The sequence below is a fragment of the Brevibacillus antibioticus genome (assembly GCF_005217615.1).
GTDB lineage: Bacteria > Bacillota > Bacilli > Brevibacillales > Brevibacillaceae > Brevibacillus > Brevibacillus antibioticus.
Window position 1 is genome coordinate 1331095 of sequence record NZ_SZNK01000001.1, and the last position, 19427, is coordinate 1350521.

At 44.1% G+C, this 19427-nt stretch carries 18 protein-coding genes and 2 pseudogenes; 16 read left to right on the top strand and 4 right to left on the bottom strand.

Annotated elements, in window-relative coordinates:
* Window positions 1-22 precede the first annotated feature (22 nt).
* The 6 genes from miaB to mutL all read left to right on the top strand — a co-directional run bounded on the left by miaB (window position 23) and on the right by mutL (window position 8833).
* Complete coding sequence (gene miaB / locus E8L90_RS06325) at window positions 23-1534, top strand: tRNA (N6-isopentenyl adenosine(37)-C2)-methylthiotransferase MiaB (protein WP_137028477.1); 1512 nt, start codon at window positions 23-25, stop codon at window positions 1532-1534.
* 6 nt (window positions 1535-1540) lie between these two features.
* Window positions 1541-1984 (top strand): YlbF/YmcA family competence regulator, encoded by a 444-nt coding sequence (locus E8L90_RS06330; protein WP_137028478.1) that lies wholly within the window; start codon window positions 1541-1543, stop codon window positions 1982-1984.
* Window positions 1985-2120: 136 nt separating this feature from the next.
* Window positions 2121-2681, top strand: coding sequence for an outer spore coat protein CotE (gene cotE, locus E8L90_RS06335; RefSeq protein ID WP_137028479.1), 561 nt, complete (start codon window positions 2121-2123; stop codon window positions 2679-2681).
* 108 nt (window positions 2682-2789) lie between these two features.
* Window positions 2790-4079, top strand: coding sequence for a putative amidoligase domain-containing protein (locus E8L90_RS06340; protein WP_137028480.1), 1290 nt, complete (start codon window positions 2790-2792; stop codon window positions 4077-4079).
* An 89-nt stretch (window positions 4080-4168) separates the two neighbouring features.
* The gene (gene mutS / locus E8L90_RS06345; RefSeq protein ID WP_137028481.1) at window positions 4169-6757 is read left to right on the top strand and encodes a DNA mismatch repair protein MutS; all 2589 of its coding nucleotides are present in this window, start codon (window positions 4169-4171) and stop codon (window positions 6755-6757) included.
* Between the two features lie 24 nt (window positions 6758-6781).
* Window positions 6782-8833, top strand: coding sequence for a DNA mismatch repair endonuclease MutL (gene mutL / locus E8L90_RS06350; RefSeq protein WP_137028482.1), 2052 nt, complete (start codon window positions 6782-6784; stop codon window positions 8831-8833).
* A 538-nt stretch (window positions 8834-9371) separates the two neighbouring features.
* Here the strand turns inward: mutL and E8L90_RS31310 are convergent.
* Both E8L90_RS31310 and E8L90_RS31315 read right to left on the bottom strand, forming a co-directional pair.
* Window positions 9372-9764: a tyrosine-type recombinase/integrase gene (locus tag E8L90_RS31310; protein WP_137033289.1), complete on the bottom strand. Its 393-nt coding sequence runs from the start codon at window positions 9762-9764 to the stop codon at window positions 9372-9374.
* A 540-nt stretch (window positions 9765-10304) separates the two neighbouring features.
* Entirely contained in the window at window positions 10305-10649 is a 345-nt protein-coding gene (locus E8L90_RS31315; RefSeq protein ID WP_137028484.1) for a DUF1871 family protein, read from the bottom strand.
* A 568-nt stretch (window positions 10650-11217) separates the two neighbouring features.
* On the opposite strand from E8L90_RS31315, the gene E8L90_RS06375 reads away from it, so the two are divergent.
* Window positions 11218-11433 (top strand): hypothetical protein, encoded by a 216-nt coding sequence (locus E8L90_RS06375; RefSeq protein WP_137028486.1) that lies wholly within the window; start codon window positions 11218-11220, stop codon window positions 11431-11433.
* Between the two features lie 437 nt (window positions 11434-11870).
* On the opposite strand, the gene E8L90_RS06380 is transcribed toward E8L90_RS06375, so the two are convergent.
* Both E8L90_RS06380 and E8L90_RS29875 read right to left on the bottom strand, forming a co-directional pair.
* Window positions 11871-12143, bottom strand: a complete 273-nt coding sequence (locus E8L90_RS06380) for a YesK family protein (protein ID WP_137028487.1) — start codon at window positions 12141-12143, stop codon at window positions 11871-11873.
* Between the two features lie 181 nt (window positions 12144-12324).
* A complete protein-coding gene (locus tag E8L90_RS29875) occupies window positions 12325-12486 on the bottom strand; it encodes a hypothetical protein (protein ID WP_162309056.1) in 162 nt (53 codons plus the stop codon).
* A gap of 154 nt (window positions 12487-12640) precedes the next feature.
* Here E8L90_RS29875 and E8L90_RS06385 point away from each other — a divergent pair, with 154 nt between their 5' ends.
* The 9 genes and pseudogenes from E8L90_RS06385 to E8L90_RS06435 all read left to right on the top strand — a co-directional run bounded on the left by E8L90_RS06385 (window position 12641) and on the right by E8L90_RS06435 (window position 19129).
* Entirely contained in the window at window positions 12641-13285 is a 645-nt protein-coding gene (locus E8L90_RS06385) for a hypothetical protein (protein WP_137028488.1), read from the top strand.
* Window positions 13286-13593: 308 nt separating this feature from the next.
* Window positions 13594-14010, top strand: a pseudogene (locus tag E8L90_RS06390) (DUF4280 domain-containing protein); the annotation flags it as partial.
* Window positions 14011-14867: 857 nt separating this feature from the next.
* Window positions 14868-15071: a hypothetical protein gene (locus E8L90_RS06395; protein ID WP_137028489.1), complete on the top strand. Its 204-nt coding sequence runs from the start codon at window positions 14868-14870 to the stop codon at window positions 15069-15071.
* 167 nt (window positions 15072-15238) lie between these two features.
* Window positions 15239-15370, top strand: a complete 132-nt coding sequence (locus E8L90_RS31065) for a hypothetical protein (protein ID WP_279633647.1) — start codon at window positions 15239-15241, stop codon at window positions 15368-15370.
* Between the two features lie 426 nt (window positions 15371-15796).
* Window positions 15797-16111, top strand: coding sequence for an HNH endonuclease (locus E8L90_RS06400; protein ID WP_137028490.1), 315 nt, complete (start codon window positions 15797-15799; stop codon window positions 16109-16111).
* Window positions 16101-16364, top strand: a complete 264-nt coding sequence (locus E8L90_RS06405) for a hypothetical protein (RefSeq protein ID WP_137028491.1) — start codon at window positions 16101-16103, stop codon at window positions 16362-16364. Before E8L90_RS06400 ends, E8L90_RS06405 begins: the two co-directional genes overlap by 11 nt.
* 60 nt (window positions 16365-16424) lie before the next feature.
* Window positions 16425-16778, top strand: a complete 354-nt coding sequence (locus tag E8L90_RS06410; protein ID WP_137028492.1) for a P27 family phage terminase small subunit — start codon at window positions 16425-16427, stop codon at window positions 16776-16778.
* A gap of 22 nt (window positions 16779-16800) precedes the next feature.
* Window positions 16801-17383, top strand: a pseudogene (locus tag E8L90_RS06415) (terminase large subunit domain-containing protein); the annotation flags it as partial.
* Window positions 17384-18721: 1338 nt separating this feature from the next.
* Window positions 18722-19129: a hypothetical protein gene (locus tag E8L90_RS06435; protein ID WP_137028495.1), complete on the top strand. Its 408-nt coding sequence runs from the start codon at window positions 18722-18724 to the stop codon at window positions 19127-19129.
* Window positions 19130-19427: the final 298 nt, after the last annotated feature.

Genomic DNA, 19427 nt, shown 5'->3' on the forward strand with positions numbered 1-19427 from the left:
ATTATAGCTGAGGTGATATATGATGAAGGAAACGAAAGAGGCGACTGTGGACTTAAAATCCGTTAAGTCTCCAAAGAAAACGGAAGACTTTGCGAAATACTTCCAGGCCCCTTCTCTGAAAGATGCGAAAACGCGCGGTAAGGAAGAAATTTTAGTCCATTACGATTTTAATATCCCAGAAGACATGCAGAACATCGGAAAAGGAAAGCGTTATCACGTTCGTACGTATGGCTGCCAAATGAACGAGCACGATTCGGAGACAATTTCTGGTATTTTGCAGGCAATGGGCTATACCTCCTCTGATTCTGTCGAAGATGCGGATGTCATCCTTTTTAACACCTGTGCGATTCGCGAAAATGCAGAGGATAAAGTATTTGGAGAGCTCGGCCATATGAAGCGGCTCAAGAATAACAATCCAAATCTGATCCTCGGTGTTTGCGGATGTATGTCCCAAGAAGAGAAAGTCGTCAAGAAAATCTTGAAAAGCTACCAGCAGGTCGACTTGATTTTTGGAACACACAATATTCACCGTCTGCCAGAACTGATGCGCGATGCGATGTTCAGCAAAGAAATGGTGATTGAGGTTTGGTCCAAAGAAGGCGATATCGTCGAAAATATGCCGAAGCTCCGCGAAGGAAACACCAAGGGCTGGGTTAACATCATGTACGGCTGTGACAAGTTCTGTACGTACTGTATCGTGCCGTATACCCGCGGAAAAGAGCGCAGTCGACGCCCGGAAGATGTCATCGCGGAAGTGCGTGATCTCGCTCGCCAAGGTTTTAAGGAAATCATGCTTCTTGGACAAAACGTCAATGCGTATGGGAAAGATTTTGAGGACATTGAGTATGGTTTTGGAGACTTGATGGATGAGGTCCGCAAGATTGATATCCCGCGTGTGCGCTTCACAACAAGTCATCCGCGTGATTTTGACGACCATTTGATCGAGGTGCTGGCAAAAGGCGGCAACCTCGTGGAGCAAATTCATTTGCCTGTCCAATCCGGTTCGACAGAAGTACTCAAGCGGATGGCGCGCAAATATACGCGTGAGCATTATCTGGAGCTCGTTCGCAAAATCAAGGACGCGATCCCGAATGTCTCACTTTCTACCGATATTATTGTTGGCTTCCCAGGGGAAACCGATGAGCAGTTCGAAGATACGATTTCGATGGTGGAAGAGGTCAAATATGAATTTGCGTATACCTTCATTTATTCCCCACGTGAAGGTACACCGGCTGCTGTCATGGAAGACAACGTTCCAATGGAAGTGAAAAAAGCGCGCTTATATCGACTCAATGAAGTGTTGGCTCGCATCGCACTGGAGCAGAACAAAAAACTACAGGATCAGGTTGTCGAGGTACTGGTGGAAGGCGAATCGAGGACGAATGCGGAAGTGCTTGCGGGTCGTACGCGTACAAATAAGCTGGTCCATTTCACCGGCGACAAATCCTTGATCGGACAGTATGTTCACATAAAAATTACAGATGCGAAAACGTGGACACTTCACGGTGAACTCGTATCCAAAGTTGAGGTGTAGATCATTATGGAACAAACAAACGCATATACACAGAAAGAAATTCTCGATAAAGCTCGCGAGCTTGCAGCGATGATTGCACGTACGAATGAAGTTGATTTCTTCAAACGTGCCGAATTGCAAATCAAGAACAATGAACGTGTGCAAGATTTGATTGATACCTTGAAGCAGAAGCAAAAGCAAATGGTGATGTTTGAATCCATCAACAAGCCGGAACTGGTGAAAAAAGTGGAAGATGAGTACAGCCAATTGCATGAGGAACTGGATGCCATTCCAATTGTTACGGAATTCAAGCAATCGCAGGTCGATGTGAATGATCTTTTGCAAATGGTCACGAACGTGATCACGAACACCGTTTCGGAGCGTATTATTTTGGATACAGGCGGAAACCCATTGACAGGAGAGACGGGTGGCGGGCCTGAAAAGAAAAAATCTGGCGGCTGCTGCTCCTAATTCTTGAAGGAAAGCTTTCCCGGCGCTGTTTTGATGAATACCCAACAACTTTCCCAAATATAAAGTGGTTGTTTGCACGCTAGTCGAATGCCCTGCATACAAATGTACAGAAACGTTGTATGGAGGAGGTAACGAAATGTCGGGTATAGACAAAGATCTACAGTGCCGGGAACTTATCGCGAAAGCAGTCTGCGGCAAAGGCCATAAATTTTCTATTACCACCCACACCATCATACCGTCGCAAACTCCTTCGACGATCCTCGGATGCTGGATTATAAACACGAACTTCCAAGCAGAGAAAGTCGGAGATGCCGTTGAAGTATCTGGTATGTATGACGTCAACCTGTGGTTTTCGTTTGCTAATAACACGCAAACCGAAGTCAAGCGGGAAACTGTTCAGTTCTCCGTACTCGTACCGCTTACGTTCTTCGACAAAAACTGCAGAGGCGATTTGGAAATCGTCGCACGCGCCGTGGAGCAACCGAAGTGCATAAAAGCGGAGTTAAGTGGTGGTGGCACAATCACAGTCAGAGTGGAAAGTGAATATGCAGTAGAGGTCATTGGAGAAACAAAGGTGTGCGTTGTCGTCTGCAATAGTTGTGATGAAAAAGAGTTTCATCTGGTTGACGACTTTGAAGACAACAGTGACGAGTTTGATGACTTTGATTCCGCTACGCTACTCGACGAGCTCGATTAAAGAGGAGAAATTATCTCCTCTTTTTTCTTTTTTCGGATGCGTACCATTCACACTTTTTTCTGGGCGCAGTCATAAGATAACGAAAGAAAAGCGGGGAGTGTGGAAGGCATGATTCTACGCACAAGGGCGAGTCAGCAAGCTAACAAGCAGGAGACGCCAGCAACACAACCGATGACGGCCAACGCGAAAGAAGTCGTTGCGTATTTGCATCGTCCAGAAATCGGGCGCTGGTTGCTCCGTATGGGGAGAATACCTGTTACGACAGGAAAAGCTGCGCGACCAGGCTGGCGAACATATAGGCTCTGCCTGTACCAAGACTATGTACTAAATATCGCCAGGAGCGAGGAGCAATCACAATGGCTGCTGCATCGCCTAGAGGAACCCGAGTGGCATTCCGTCTCCTTGCCTTCCACTGAGACAGAGATCCATGTGGTGCAAGTGCTGGCTGCGCGCAGTTTGTATGCCGCCGGAGCCGATGCGGGTCAAGTGACGGTCATGGCGGCTTCTCCCCATCGACTTAAGGTCGTCGAGGTGGAACCAAATTGGCCAGCCAACCATGCTGACGAATATATGCAGCGTGCCCGAGATTGGTGGGAAGCTCGGATGCGCAAACAGCCGCAAAAGCTGCAAAGCATGGGGGCTGATCCCGAATTTGCTTTGCGGAAGCCCACAGGAGAAATGGCACTTGCTTCTGACTTCCTGAGCATCCATGGGACGGTTGGATGTGATACGACACGCTACCGGGAAGAATTAGGTCTCCATCAACACCCAGTTGCAGAGTTGAGACCTGCGCCATCGGAGGACCCTGATCAATTATTTATGCATATATACGATAATCTGGCACTCGCATACCAAAAAATAGGGAACGCGTCTATCGAATGGCTCGCTGGCGGAATGCCGTTTCAAGGTTACCCAATCGGCGGGCATATTCATTTTGGCGGGCTCACACCTACTTTTTCTCTTCGACGAAAGCTGGATGCGTACTTGGCTCTTCCCCTTGTTCTGATTGAGGATGCAGGCTGTATGAACCGCAGAGAGCGCTATGGATTTTTGGGGGATGTAAGGGAGAAGGAATATGGATTCGAATATCGTACACTTCCGAGTTGGCTCGTTGATCCCCTTGTCACTCGAGGTATTCTTCATTTGGCCCATTTGGTTGCAACCAATTACGAGAAGCTACAAGCGACGCCTCATCTAAAGCTCCCGCTTATCAAGGCGTACTACCAGGGCGAAAAAGAAAAGCTCCTGCCGTACGTAGTCCAAGTATGGGAAGAAGTAAAGGAGCTACCAGGCTATACGCTGTCACGCATTCATTTGGATCGATACTTTTCTTTTTTAATCGAAAGCCAATCATGGAGAACGGATGAAGACCTGCGCAAGACATGGAAGCTACCATAAACGGATACTGCCATCGGATGCAGGGTCAACATTACCGTATAATCATGATATAATAGCGACGAGAATTCGTAGGCTAGGAGAAGAAAATCATGGCTCAATATACCCCGATGATTCAACAGTATCTGGCTATCAAAAAAGATTATCCGGATACTTTCTTATTTTTTCGCTTAGGCGATTTTTATGAACTGTTTTTTGATGACGCCACTCTTGCGTCCCGTGAGCTGGAAATTACACTGACGGGACGTGAGGGTGGTGGTTCTGAGCGCATACCCATGTGTGGTGTTCCACATCATGCGGCAGATGGCTATATTGCAGAGCTACTAAAAAAGGGACATAAAGTAGCCGTTTGTGAGCAAGTTGAAGATCCAAAAGAAGCCAAAGGGGTCGTTCGGCGGGAAGTGACACGCGTCATTACTCCGGGAACGATGATGGAAGGCAAATGGCTGACGGATAAGGAGAACAATTACATGGCAGCGTTGGCCCAAGTAGAAGGGCGAACGGGTGTTGCTGCTTGTGATATGAGTACAGGCGAGTTGTACGTTACCTCTTTAGTGGGACAGGCAGAGGCTGTTCTGGATGAAGCCTTGCAATATCGCCCTAAGGAGCTCGTCTTTTTTGGCCTCACTGTTTTGCCGAAGACAGCACTGCCATCTACTATCGTGGATGCACACCAACTGGACGCACTTGCGGTGGATAGTCAATACGGGGAGCAGGCAAAAGGGCTGGACATGTCCATGCGGGCGGCTGTAAATGCTCTCTTGTTCTATATAGGGACAACGCAAAAACGTAGCCTTGCCCATATGCGTCTGTTAAAGCAGTACGATGCAAAGCAGTATCTGCAAATGGACGGATTTTCCAGACGAAATTTGGAATTGACAGAGACCATTCGCGATAAGACGAAAAAAGGCTCTTTGTTGTGGCTGTTGGATCGAACTCAAACGGCAATGGGTGGTCGTCTTTTGCGCAGATGGATTGAGCGTCCATTGCTCAGCCGCGATCAGTTGGAGGCACGTCTGAGCGCTGTGGAAGCCTTGAAGGGTGACATGCTGCTTCGATCCGATTTGCGGACTTGCCTGGACCGTGTCTATGATTTGGAGCGTCTCGCGGGTCGTATTTCCTACGGGAATGCGAACGCTCGCGACCTCATTCAACTGCGGATGTCCTTGGAAGCTGTTCCAGAGCTGAAGCAATATATGAGCCAAACGAATACGCCGGTATTGATGGAACTGGCACAAGGGATGGATGAGTGTACGGATATCGTCAACTATTTGGCTCATGCACTCGTGGATGATCCCCCGATATCGGTTCGTGAAGGCGGAATGATTCGGACAGGATACGATGAGTACCTGGACAAGCTCCATACGGCAAGTCGCGAAGGGAAGACGTGGATAGCCCAACTGGAGCAGGGAGAACGGGAAGCAACAGGGATTCGTTCACTTAAAGTTGGCTTTAATAAAGTGTTCGGCTATTACATCGAAATATCGAAATCCAACATCGCCAATGTCCCGGCTGGACGGTATGAGCGCAAGCAAACTTTGGCCAATGCAGAGCGATATATCACGCCAGAGTTGAAGGAACGCGAAGCGCTCATTCTGGAAGCGGAAGAAAAGATGATTGAGTTGGAATACCAACTGTTCGTGGCTGTAAGAAGTGAAGTCGCGAAGCATATACCAAGATTGCAGAATCTTGCAGAGCGCATTGCATCTGTGGACGTTCTCCAGGCGTTTGCTACGGTAAGTGACGAGCGCGGTTTTATCCGCCCTGAGCTTGTGGAAAGCGGCGAATACGTCATTACAGAAGGGCGTCATCCAGTAGTAGAAGCCGTTCTGGAGCGCGAAAAATATGTGGCTAATGACGTGGAGATGGATCAGACCAATCGTCAAGTTTTACTCATTACGGGTCCGAATATGGCGGGTAAGAGTACGTACATGAGACAGATTGCCTTGATCACAGTGATGGCACAAATCGGTTGCTTTGTTCCTGCTAAACAGGCCAAGCTGTCGATTGTCGATCAGATTTTTACTCGAATTGGGGCAGCCGATGACTTGGTAGGCGGGCACAGTACGTTTATGGTGGAAATGCTGGAGACGAGACACGCCCTGCAAAAAGCGACAGCGAAGAGCTTGATCCTGCTCGATGAAATTGGTCGCGGAACTTCGACGTACGATGGAATGGCGCTTGCACAGGCAGTCATTGAGTACATTTGCCAAAAAATTGGTGCCAAAACACTCTTCTCGACGCATTACCACGAGTTGACCGGGTTAGCGGAGACGTTGAGTGGTGTCGTGAACGTCAACGCTCGATGCGAAGAACGGGAAGGGAAGCTTTTGTTCCTTCACAAAATTGAAGAAGGACGAGCAGATAAAAGTTATGGAATTCATGTCGCAGAGCTGGCTGAAATGCCGACCTGGGTCATTGAGCGGGCGCGCAGTATCTTAACTGGGCTTGAAGCGAATGGAAGTGCAGGGAATGGAAATGCAGCGAGTGACGTGCAAATGTCGCTCGAATCGGTATGGACGGCACCAGTTGCTGCGGTGCGTGAAGAACCGATACAGTTTGCGTCGGCGGAGGAAGATGCGATTATGGCTGAACTGCGCGAGCTGGATTTGAATTCAACGACGCCAATGGACGCCATGATGAAACTGTACGCATGGAAACAGCAATTGAAAAAGCGATAGGGTTGGTCAGGAGGGGAGGCACTCATGGGGAGCATTCAAGTGTTAGATGAGCATCTCGCCAATATGATTGCTGCAGGGGAAGTAGTGGAAAGACCGGCTTCGGTTGTCAAAGAGCTGGTCGAAAATGCAATTGATGCCAGTGCAACGACAATCGAGATCCACGTTGAAGAAGGCGGCCTGGAGATGATTCGGATCGTTGACAATGGGAAAGGGATGGATCGGGAAGATTGTCAGCTGGCTTTTGAGCGCCATGCTACCAGTAAAATCAGCAACGCTCGTGATTTGTTCCGCATTCGTACACTGGGCTTTCGTGGAGAGGCCCTGCCGAGTATTGCGGCAGTCTCGCGCATGGAGTTGACGAGCAGTACGTCTAGTAGTGAGGTTGGCACTCATCTCTTGATTGAAGGTGGGCAGCTCGGAACGATTTCCGATAAAGCCGCTGTAAAAGGGACGGAAGTTTGCGTACGCAGTTTGTTTTTCAACACACCTGCTCGTTTGAAATACATGAAGTCGATCGCCACGGAGGTCGGACATATTTCCGATTATGTGAATCGGCTTGCACTCACACATCCGTCGGTCTCCTTCCTGCTGACTCATAATAGCAAGACACTCTTGCAAACGTCTGGCGACGGAAAGCTGTTGCACGTCATGGCGGCTATCTACGGTGTGCAAGTAGCGAAGCTGTTGCTTCCAATTGCAGGGGAGACCCTCGACTATAAGTGGTCTGGTTTCCTTTCGAAGACGGAAGTGACAAGGGCGAATCGCTCTTACCTTTCGACACTGGTAAACGGTCGGTACGTGCGCAGCTATTCCATCAACAATGCGATTATGCGCGGTTATCATACATTGTTACCTATCGGCCGTTATCCGATTGTGGCTTTGCAGATCGAGATGGATCCGTCACTGGTCGATGTGAACGTACATCCCGCTAAACTAGAGGCGAGATTCAGTAAAGAAGATGAATTGTGCAGTGCAATAGAACAATCGGTAAAAGAAACATTGCGACAAGGCTTGGGGCTTGTCAGACCCATGGCTACGCAACAAAAAGCGAAGGTCGTCACCCAGGTCGTTCAACCGCAGTTTGACCTGCAAATCACCAAGCCTGATACTCCGCAATCGTCGTTATTAGCTGCGAGTCCCCGACTCCAGGAATGGATGGCCAAGCAGGAAACGACAAGCAAGCAAGTGGATCTAGTGACGCCTATCGCTCCATCTTTTGAGAACGGCACGGTGAAGGAGTCTGCAGCCAACTATGAAAAGCTGGAGGCTACAAAAGTAGAGGCTATCCCACAAGAAATCGTGCAGGCGACTTTGTTAGATCGAACGGACACGACGGAAGCTCTCCAACCTTACGGGGCTAAGATTCCAGCACCAACTCCTGTGCATTCATTAAATGAAATCAGCAGCGAGGACAATTCAGCCGCAGCAGGTACCGAACAAACACCGCCACTCCTGGACACCAACAATGCCAATGAAACGGATTCGCCTGTTCCCGTTATGTACCCAGTTGGTCAAGTCCATGGCACCTACATCGTCGCGCAAAATGACGAAGGCATGTATTTAATTGATCAACATGCCGCGCAGGAGCGGATTTTTTACGAGTATTTCATGGACAAGCTTGCGGAAGAGGACATTTCCAGCCAGATCATGCTGTTTCCTCATACAGTGGAATATACGGCTGCCGAGGCAAGCAAACTGGAGAGGCGATTGTCGCTTTTGCAATCGTTTGGTTTGGAAATCGAGGCGTTCGGTGGACGAACCTTTATCGTTCGGGCTCATCCACATTGGTTCCCAGAAGGAGCTGAGCTGGAGGTCATTGAGGAGCTCATTCAGTTTGTACTGGAAACGGGAGAAAACGCCCAAGCCAATGTCGTACTGATGCGCGAAAAAGCTGCCATCATGATGTCCTGCAAAGCATCGATTAAAGCGAATCGCTTCCTGAAGCATGCAGAGATGGAAAGCTTGCTAAACCAGCTGCGTAATACGAGCAGTCCGTATACGTGCCCACACGGCAGGCCGATTGTGATTCATTTTACTGGTTATGACTTGGAAAAAATGTTTAAGCGTGTGATGTAAACATGTATGGGGACGACATTATTTTCGGAGTAGTAAAAAACAAGAATAATGCCGATTCTTTTTGCATGTCAAAAGTTACTTGGCTATAAACATTCAACGTCATTTGAATACTGGAGTGCCCCAAACGTTTAGAAACGATTTTGGGGTGCTCCCCAATTTTTAGCATGAGGGTAGCGTGAGTGTGCCTTTTAAGAGGTTCTCCATCATTTTTTGCTATGATGAAGTCTTGATCAAGATAGCCATCTCCAAATAGTCGTCTATCCTCTTGTTGAATTGATCTGTGTCGTATTAACTCTTCGATAAGTGAATTTCTTCTCCTGGATAACGATCCCCTGCCCAGCGACATAAGATAATGTCTTATTTACACTTATTTTCCCCTCATCTAGCATGCAGTCTTTCCATTTTAGAGCAAGTATTTCACCTCTCCTCATTCCAGTGTATATTGCAAGAAAACGATTTGCTTCCTCTATGTTCCAAACCTTCATTTCTTTACGCTTACGCTTAGGTTGATCTACATTTTGCATACTATTATTTTTAATCAGACCCCATTTAAAAAGTTTTTTAGGATACTATGAAGATATTGTACATACTCTTCTGAAACTTTTTCGTCCAATAGTGACGAGTAGTAACGCATGATTTGTACAGGTTTGATATCAGCCATTTTATATGTACCGAAAGCCGGGATGAGTCTTGAGTGGATAGCACTTCTATATCCAGCCTGTGTTGTAACTCTTAGTGTGGGCTTGGCAACAGTGTGAAGCCAGTCTAAGATAAATTCACCAAATGTAATTTTGCTCTCATTCACATATTCTCCATTTTCGATTTGAGTAATTAATTCTGCACACGATTTTTCAGCTTCTTTCTTCGTCTTAAAGCCACTTACGGTTTTTTGTCTTCTTTTACCCGTTAAAGGATCTGGACCAATATCGATCTAAAAGACCAATTAGCCCCTCGTTTTCTGAAATGTCCTTTCATTCATTTTCCTCCCACTGTCGAATTTTTTAAAAAAGGTGTGTCATCGTCTTTTATTTTTATAGTTTTTTGCAGTGAAGCAAATGGATCAAATGAATCATTTTTACTGGTTATTTCGTTTTGCTCAACATTCCAAGGTTTAAGCAACTCCTTCGCGAAAAATGTAGTTTTATGACCGCATTCAATGCAATAACGAGCATTACCTTATGAGATAGTCCCACATTCATTTATTACCGTAGTATTTATAGGTACATTTATTAATTACTTCTACACCACATACTTTGCAAAATGTTCCATTAGTTATTTGTTCATTTGAGCATCTTGGACATGTCAAAGCTCGTCCATATTCATCAACTGGACTGGCTCGCAAAAATCCCCATTTCCTTTCGTTTATTAAAAAACTTAAGAATATTAATGGCAGCTTTGAAAGAAACATCACACCATTCGGTTAAATCACGTGCTCCGAATGTTCTTAGTTTGCTTAAAACACTTGTAGGTGCTAATAGTGTTCTTGCAAAACAGTTAGCCTCTTTTTCAAGTAAATCGTAACTACTTTTTGATAAGGTATACCTTGCAAGAATTGTTTTATTATTTCTAGAATGCGAGCGACATTCAGATATTCAGCGAACGGACGATTATAAATTTCGTCGTCGAAGTATTCGATGAAAATGCTTTCTACATGTTTGGCCAACTCTTCAGGGGTGCTGTAGTTAGATTGAAGAAGGTTAATAATCTCATTTATTTCAAATCGGTAATGATCGTGTTCGGGATCTATACTAACTAACCCAATCGGGTCCCATCGATCAATAATGGGCACATGAGTAACGACCGAGGATTTTCTCATGGTGGAACATTGTGGGGACTAGTGAACGATTTCAAAGACTTCATTAACGGTGATGATAATGCGAATCACAATAACGGCTATGGTGGCCTGTATTGCCCGCATTGGGGTTATCCCTCAGAAGACATGGAAGCCATTTAGAAGTTTGCAATTGAACTGGGATATATAAAGGCATCTTAACACAACGGTAATTTAGAAAATGTACTCTAAGGCTGTCAGAAATATGCCGAAGAGCAAGAGTATCCAGCCAATCACTACTGTTATGTAGGTTAAAAGCTTCCAGATTCCATAAACAGAGCCTTTTCGTAAACTAATACGACTCCACAGAATCATCCATAATCCCATCAGGGCCGCTTCCTTTTGAAGGACTGGAAAAGCAACGCAAATTAATAGACCTGTGATGAAACCTAATAATATCAATTTTAATGAGCGAGTCATATAAAGTACCTCTCGAATCCCAGATTTATGTTTCAAACAATATATACATTAAAATGATTATTCCTTGAAGTGAATACAAAATTTTACAAAAATTTTACACAACACACGATTTGTTAAATGAGGAGGGAGTCTCATGGATAAAGTAATCGTTGAAATTACAAAAGAAGGCTACAAAGTCACAGTAAACGTGAATGGCGAAGAATACTCGCAGGAGTATAGAGCAACTGAATTCGGCTCTGAGCAGGTATCAGGAGTAGACTTTGAAACCACAGACCAAATCAGTGATGAACTATACGATGCACTTAATTCCTTCTTTGCTTATGATGTTATGAAAGCATTAAGTGAATGAGGAGAAGTAAATGGCGACAAAACATCCGCGTTTTCCGTTGACTCTTCTAGACGACTTGAAAGAGTCGTGGATGGAGGAAGCGAATAAGCAAAATGTCTCTTCGCAATGAGTCTGACTACCTAATTTCGGATATGGTCCGTTGGGCGATCAGAGCAACACTAAAACAATGGGGACTACCGCCAAAAGACGGAATAATTACTTATGTAGATGCTGAAAAAGTTGCTTCGAAGCATCCCGGCTTTTGTTTTAAAAAGGCAGGATTCCAATTGATCGGAAAAAGTAAGAAAGGTCTCTTACTCTTACAACTCTGTCTAAAGGACATCAAACGGGAGTATCGTTCGATTATTTAACTTAACATTACTGCTGTTAATGGTTCAAGGGGTACAAAAGAAAAAAGGATAGCAGTTTGCCATCCTAAATTTCCTCTATTAATAGTATCATCTATGGAAAAAGTGTTTTGTCACTATATTCAAAACACCACCTAATAATGTACCTATGAAAATGGAGATACCTATGACTCCGTATCCCATACCACTCCAACCACCAACAAAAAAGCTGATGATTATAATTACAATGCTTATTATAAGTAATCCAGCAAAACCTATACCAAGGTACTTTCCATTCTTTTCTGGAAAAATTTTTCTTAATAGTATGGATGCAATAGCAAATAGTAAAGTGACTCCCAAGCAAATATAGATGAAGATTTGCATATGTTACCTCCTGGCTGCATGTTGTTAAACTTATTGTAATACTGAATGAAAAAACAAAAAGTACCAAATATCTTTGGTACCATCTTCATCACAACTATGATTGGCGTTATTGCAGGTGAAAGGGACAGCTATTTAACATAAGAGAAATTGAATAAAGCCCCCAAAAGGAGGCTTACTCAAATTATTTGGGTTCACAAAGGGCAAGGGGTTTTTTGGTACCGCCACCACCACCACCCCAACCGCTGCCACCACCCCCACAATTGGGCTCACTGTATGCAAATACAGCAGTAGAGACTGACATTACCATAACGACTGTTAGGGCAAATGAAAAAAGCTTTTTCATTAGTATCACCTCCTTTACAGAAAGTTATGGAAATATAATAACTTAATTTCAAATTTTTGTAAAATATTGACCTATCAACCGTTAGAATTCTTGCCTATGGGAACTCAACACACGATTTGTTAAATAAGAATTAAGAAAAGGGTAGGCGGTGTAGGTGAACGATAAGCTGATCGAACGTGTTTGCGAAAAATGTCCCGCTACTCAATGGGGCAAGAAATCGATCTGTAGTGTCCATAACCTCCACGTTGGTAAAATCGAAACCTGCCCGGATTGGGACAATTACATCATAGAGAATCAAGCATTAATGGATCGGAGCGGGCAGCTCGCCTTTATTAATCTTGAGCCAGCTCTTGAAGTAGTCACGAAAGTCGAGGAAGAAATCAAGGGATTTAATTGGATGGTCAAAGAGGTAGAGCGTCTTAGGAAGGAAATTGATAAGGCAATTATTTCTAATCCGGCGATCCAGCAGAAATTGGTCGCTACCTATGGGGACGCTGCAGGTATGCCAAGCGGGAAAGGCTTGCGCCTCTCTACTCTAACCATTTCGGAAGAGCGGTACGAAAAGCAAATCCAACGAATGAAAAACCTTGAAAACAAAGTGCGGAAGATAAACGAGTTTGCATTAAACCTTGAGGATGACAAATACAGAACAGTCCTTGAATGTATGATGGACGGAATGCGTATGAACAGCATTGCCAGACACGTAGACGTATCCCGCCAACGATTAAACGAGATCAAGCGGGACATCGTTAAACGAATGGCAAGGGAGCTATACAGTGACGAATTGTTAGGCTCCTGAGAGGTTGACATATCTGACGTTATTGAAGGTTTTTGCAAGCAAATCAAAAATCGTTCTATACTAAGTGTACGCATGATGAATAAGCCACTCGGGTAAATAACCGGGTGGCTTTTTTTGGTAGTTCTAAATATCTATAAGTGTATTTGGATATTTGTGTCTTTATATCTATTGTAGATGGCTGTTCCACATCCGATACTTCATCACGTGGGCATTATTTCCTTTTTATATATAGATTGGATATCAGGCGTATCGATCAACATGAGAATCTCCCATCTGTATAGAAACCTTTACAGAGAGGAGGAGACTGTTTGCCCAATATTGAAGGTATCAATATCCAGCAGTCAAGTGCTGAACGCAAGAGCTACGTGGTTGTAGGCGCCATTTTATCTTGCAGCAGCGGAAGTAAACAGAGTCGGCTGAAAATGCCGTTCAGCCATGGTGTTTTTGTAAAAGGAAAGCCGCAAATGAATATCATGGATTTCGTTCCTAACGTTAATATCCTGCCATTTGGAAAGTGTAGCAGCTTAAAGAATCCGACAGTCGCCTCTGCCACAGCAGCGAATAACGGTGTACTTACACCGATGCCGTGCACACCTCTGACGACAATGCCATGGATCGATGGGAAAGCGGACAAAATAGTGGGTGGCCATCCGGCATTGCTGAACAAATCAACAAATATGTGTTTCTATTGTGGGCTGATCAAGATTGAAGATGACGGGCAGGATTTGGGTGGTGTGACGATTGGAAATCAGTCGTCAGCAAATAGTGGGCCGTCAGCTTCCGGCTTTGGACAAGGACCAGCTTGCGAAAAGCCACAGGAAAAACCAAGCATGTTGGATAGTCTCGTCAAAGGAATCTCGATGCTGGGAGACGTTCCTGCTGCAATGCAAAAAGCGGCAAGTGAGTTGCCAGGCGCTTTGGAGAAAGCAGCAAATGATTTGCCGAAGGGTGTTGGAGCGTTTGTAAGGGAAGGATATATCGAGCCAATGCAAGAAGACTTGGATACGTTGCGGGATGGTAAAGTCGAGCTTGCGGATGGAATTGCAATCGGTGGGCTTGCCTTGGGTGTACTTACGCTGGGGGGAAGTAAAAGAATTAAGAATTTATTGGATGCGGCAAGGAAGGGGAAGAAGGGGACACGTTATTCTAGGAGACCAAGTGATTTGTTTATTAATGATTTTGCTCTAAATGGTCAAAGAATTGCTCCAAAGCATTTATATCGTGAGCTTAGAAAATCAGAAGTTGGAAAGGAAACTTTAGATTATATCCAAAATAATAATGTTAGGGTTTTATTGGACTATAGTAAAAAGCCAGGGGTGTATGGTATAGCATATGGACCTGATAAAGCAGTTATTTATGTGAGTAATACACAATCTGTCCAGAAAACTGCTCAAAAAATTATACATGAAACAACTCATAACAAGATTAACTCAACAGTATATACTCAACGAGAGGAAGTGGTTGCACATATGAGAGAAGCTAAGCATCTAAATAATGAGCTTTCTTTTGGTGACATACGTAACATTATTAAAAAAGTAAAGCGGTTGTACTCTGAACTTCCATATAGATAAGGAGTGGGAACTTGAATAATGCTGACTTTTTAAAAGAAATGCGTGAAATTCAATCCATATGTGATAAAGCTGCAAATGGAGAGAATGTTTTTTGCCCTAAATGTGGAGAATTACTACAATTCTTTGGGGTTGACAGTGGTAAGCATCCAGGGGTTTTTTGTCCAAACAACGATTTTCAGGTATTAATCAATTTAAAAACAAAAGAGGATAGATAGACTATTAGAGCAATGAACCTGGAATAGAGTTCGTTAGAGCTATCGACTGCCATAAAACAGATTTGGAAACGTAGGATTGTAAAACCAGAAAACCCATTCTTAACACTTTGACAAACATGCTGGATAAACTATCGAAGGCTTTATTCTAACTTGAACGATGAGGAGGAATGAGCCTTTTTTTGTATGCAGCGGAAAGTAACCAGCATTCTGTATTTCATGGCAGTGCTTGGTCCAAAGGTGAAGCCAACTTCCCGAGTGCCGAAGAGGAAGACGGCATGATCAATAAACTCCGTGTGTAAACGCTAATCAAAAAGTTGACCATTTTTGGGGTAAACGCTCATCTTCGAGTTGACCACCTACGATGCTTCATTCCACACAAAGTAACATTTTATTTTCTGAGCAGAGCATCATCAAGGATAAAGGGTAGACCCCTTGGCTACTCAAGCCCTTGATGATCCTCTGCTCAGAAAAAACGTTTTCAAATAGGTGTGGAAATGATGGTGTGTGTTCAATCTTTCAAGTGGGTAACTTTATGTTGAGCAAAGTGGTCAACATTTTGGCGAGCGTTCACAGTTTACATATCTGACATATCTGACGCTTTTGACGGTTTTTGCAAGCCAATCAATAATTACTCTATACTAAGTGTACGAAAAATGACTAGCCGCTCGGGTAATTAACCGGGCGGTTTTTGTTTTGCTCCGATTAAGTTGAAAGGAGGAAGAGCATTGAGCCAAACGTTATACAAGTCACGGCGTTGGAAGCGGAAGCGGGAAGCTATCTTACGAAGAGATAAATACATGTGTCAGGAGAGTAAGCGGTACGGTAAGACTGAACCAGCTACTACTGTGCATCATATTTACCCGTTGGAGTTTTACCCTGAACTAGCATTCGTAGACTGGAACCTTATTTCTCTCAGCGACAAGCAACACAACGCTATGCATGAGAGGGTGACTCACGAGCTAACAGCATTAGGACGAGCTTGGCAGGAAAGAGTGCGTGATAAGTTTGAGGCGGAACGGAGGGCTAGGAGTGCACAATAAAGAGTTCTTTCCAACTGTTTATGTAGGGGAACGGAAGAGTGGGAAAACAACGAGGTTACTTGAAGAGGCAAGCAAGACAGGCATTCCTATCTTGGCGCACAACATCATGATGAAACGTTACCTTGAAGGGACTGCTAAACAATTAGGGTTTACGAATGTAACAGTGATCACACCGGATGCGTTGGAGCATGGGCATTACGAAAAGGTGATCATAGACGAAGCTCAATTATTGCTCAGATATGCATTTCTGTAGACCGACTCGGCCAGCCGTTTCCAATAACGCGAGTTCTGGGGAAAATTTTTTCGGGAGGTGATGGCGGTGGCTAAAGTGACGAAAGCGGCGGTGAAACGCACGACCATTCGTGATATGAAAAACTTGGGAACGTACAAAAAAGAATACGATCGGATCATCGAAATCTATGCCGAATTAGTAGAACAACATGCGATTCTAAACGAACGTTTCTTGGAAAGTGATTATAAAATCGAAGTTTCAACAACGGATGGGAGTACGAAAAAAGCGCCTATCGTCGCCACACTCGAATCCCTCCGAAAAGATATCCTGGCGTACACGGATCGCTTGTGCTTGAATCCGAAAACCATCGACGGAATCAAGATTGAGAAGAAAAAGACGTCCGCACTGGCTGCGGCGCTAAGTGGTCTTGAGTGAGGCAAAGAACCTTGACGTTGTAATGGAGTACGCCAAGAGCATCGTCGAGGGTAGGAAGATCGCTGGCAGAGAGTTAGTTCAAGCGTGTCGACGATTCCTTAGAGATTTTAAAAAAACGGAGTATGATTTTCGCATGAAGGATGCGGAGTTCGTTATCGGCATTATCGAGCGAACCTTTGTTCATGATAAGGGTGAAGCACTGGACGGTACGCCATTACGTGGGAAGCCGTTTCTCCTTGAACCGTGGCAAAAATTTATCATTTACAACCTGCTTGGATTTTTCAAAGCAGGCACTGAGGAACGTCGATACAAAGAGGCGTTTATTTTTATTCCTCGGAAAAACGGTAAGACTCGGCTCGTTGCTGCTCTTGCTTGGGCGCTTGCGTTGCTTAGTCGAAGATCAGGGGCGACTATCTACATCACGGCCCACGCTTTGAAGCAGGCGAAACAGGCATTTGAGTTCATCCTATTCAACATCAAGAGGATGGGGGAAGAAGAAAGCTTCCGCATCCTGAACAGGCGAAATGGGCGACGGCTCAATCTACATTGAAGCCTTGGCAGCAAACCCGGATTGTCAGGATTCGCTGAACTGTAACATTGCCATGCTTGGAAGTTGCTTTTGAAAAGGTAAGTGGGATAGGTTGGTTTTTTTATAACGACGAAACAGAGGTATGGGAATTTTATGATGGTGCTGGTACTCATAGTTACTATGCAATCAATCAATGTAGAAGGAGAAACCGAGTGTAAGCAATTTGCAAAGGTGTACGAAAAGCAGTCACTTAACACCGGTAATTATATTAAGCACTGAACTAATACCCAGTCCAATCTTCGTCAATATACCAAAGGTTTAGTGAAAGGAAAAAAACAACAGTAATAATCAATACGTATAACCATCTAGCTTTGAGAGACTTTGCATTCAAGATAAGAATCCATGCAACAAGAAGGATCAATGTGATTGTCATATCCGTGCTCCTTTCGATAGGAACTACGAAAAACGGGGATTGTTAGTGACAGAACACACGATTTGTACAAACGTAGTCCAAGCGATAAAATAACCCCCGGACTATCTCCGAGGGCTGTTGATGGATTACATTACTTTTTGAGTAATAACATTTGATTCGCCTTCGTTCTTACCACCTGTAATGACAACCTTAAACAGATAGGTTTTTCCTGCCTCTAACTGAGCAGCACGTACAGAATGCATGGGTCTCCCATTAGCGGAGCCGGATTTAATCCCTAATGGTAGGTAAGCTTCCTCCCAAGTTTCTCCATTATCTGTAGACAGTAAGACTTTCTCAGATGCGGCGTCCTGTGGGGCGGTGTAGTAAAAATCAACAAATCTACCATGAGACACATGCCAACCAGACCCAGAAATTACAACATCATTAATTGGTTTCGTATCGCTATTCTCGACTTATTCCCTACTCTTTGTGAAGGGTTTCGTTCGAGCCTACACCGTGCGGGCGACTTTCATCGCACACGGCGTTCCATCAACGGATAAGAGAGTTTTTACAATGGGCACCTTTAACATACATCACGCCTTCAATGCTGTCTGCTAACGAAAGTTAACTCAGTTGGAAGCAGCTTTAGAAATGAACCAAGTTAAACAAAACAATCGATCTGTAGTTTCCACAACCTCCACGTTGCTAAGATCGAATCTGCCCTAAAAGTGGTGCAAAAAGTAGAAGAAGAGATTAAAGATGATCATTGGATGTTCAAAGAGGTAGAGCGTCTGAGGAAAGAAATCGATAAAGCGATTGCATTGAATCCCACGATCCAATGGAAATTGGTATAAATTGTTTGATTAGGAAACCTGTTGCTACAATGTTACAGGCTTTCTAAATAACCTGTCGAATAGCTTAATATGAAAAAATAGCATCGAGGAGCTTTCTTCTATATGTAATATGTTACGATATTTTCAATATACCGGAAAGGATGGTTATATGTATTTTTTGAAATTTAAAGAAAAAAAGTCAATACTACTTGTTTTTCTAATTGCACTTGTAATTGCGTGTATCAGTACCTATACTTTTTGGTACGATACACCGGAAAAAACACTTGATCGATATTTATCTTTAGTCATTAATAAGCAGGGAGAAGAATCATACGATTTAGTCTATAAGGATAAAAATAGCTATTTTCCGGATAGGGGAGACTTTATTCGATCAGCACAAAGAACACAACTAATCGATTATAAATTAATAGGATCAGCAAATGACAAAGACTCCTTAGCTGAAGTAAAAGTACTCCTTAAATTCAAAAAATCAGAACGAGAGAAAACTTTTACAATGAAAAAAACTTCCGGTCAATGGTATGTTGTTTTAAAAGGACCCGATGAAGAACAGCGCTAATTCGGGGAAAAAGAATGGATTTTACTTATACATTTAGTCTACCTCTACCACCTGTATCATCTACGGCGAAACTTTAGCTGACATTTCTGAATGAAGGGATGTCGGCTTTATCTATTTTCAGAATGGAGTAGGCAAAGAATCGACAGTTTTGCTGGCGGCGACAGATCGCGCTTTTGACTTTGAATGTAATTGTTTCTGCTTTAACTTTCGGTTCGCAAGCCACTTTTGCAAGTGTATATGTTTAGAAATGACTCAGAGAAATCGAATTGGGTATTCGAACTTCAATCCCCTGCTGGTA

Bases quoted from the DNA above. Each gene is read 5' to 3' on its own strand.
- cotE (WP_137028479.1), top strand. From the start codon at position 2,121: ATGTCGGGTATAGACAAAGATCTACAGTGCCGGGAACTTATCGCGAAA.
- E8L90_RS06330 (WP_137028478.1), top strand. From the start codon at position 1,541: ATGGAACAAACAAACGCATATACACAGAAAGAAATTCTCGATAAAGCT.
- E8L90_RS06410 (WP_137028492.1), top strand. From the start codon at position 16,425: ATGGCGGTGGCTAAAGTGACGAAAGCGGCGGTGAAACGCACGACCATT.
- miaB (WP_137028477.1), top strand. From the start codon at position 23: ATGAAGGAAACGAAAGAGGCGACTGTGGACTTAAAATCCGTTAAGTCT.
- E8L90_RS31315 (WP_137028484.1), bottom strand. From the start codon at position 10,649: ATGAGAAAATCCTCGGTCGTTACTCATGTGCCCATTATTGATCGATGG.
- mutL (WP_137028482.1), top strand. From the start codon at position 6,782: ATGGGGAGCATTCAAGTGTTAGATGAGCATCTCGCCAATATGATTGCT.
- E8L90_RS06375 (WP_137028486.1), top strand. From the start codon at position 11,218: ATGGATAAAGTAATCGTTGAAATTACAAAAGAAGGCTACAAAGTCACA.
- E8L90_RS06380 (WP_137028487.1), bottom strand. From the start codon at position 12,143: ATGCAAATCTTCATCTATATTTGCTTGGGAGTCACTTTACTATTTGCT.
- E8L90_RS06340 (WP_137028480.1), top strand. From the start codon at position 2,790: ATGATTCTACGCACAAGGGCGAGTCAGCAAGCTAACAAGCAGGAGACG.
- E8L90_RS06435 (WP_137028495.1), top strand. From the start codon at position 18,722: ATGTATTTTTTGAAATTTAAAGAAAAAAAGTCAATACTACTTGTTTTT.
- mutS (WP_137028481.1), top strand. From the start codon at position 4,169: ATGGCTCAATATACCCCGATGATTCAACAGTATCTGGCTATCAAAAAA.
- E8L90_RS29875 (WP_162309056.1), bottom strand. From the start codon at position 12,486: ATGAAAAAGCTTTTTTCATTTGCCCTAACAGTCGTTATGGTAATGTCA.
- E8L90_RS31065 (WP_279633647.1), top strand. From the start codon at position 15,239: ATGAGCCTTTTTTTGTATGCAGCGGAAAGTAACCAGCATTCTGTATTT.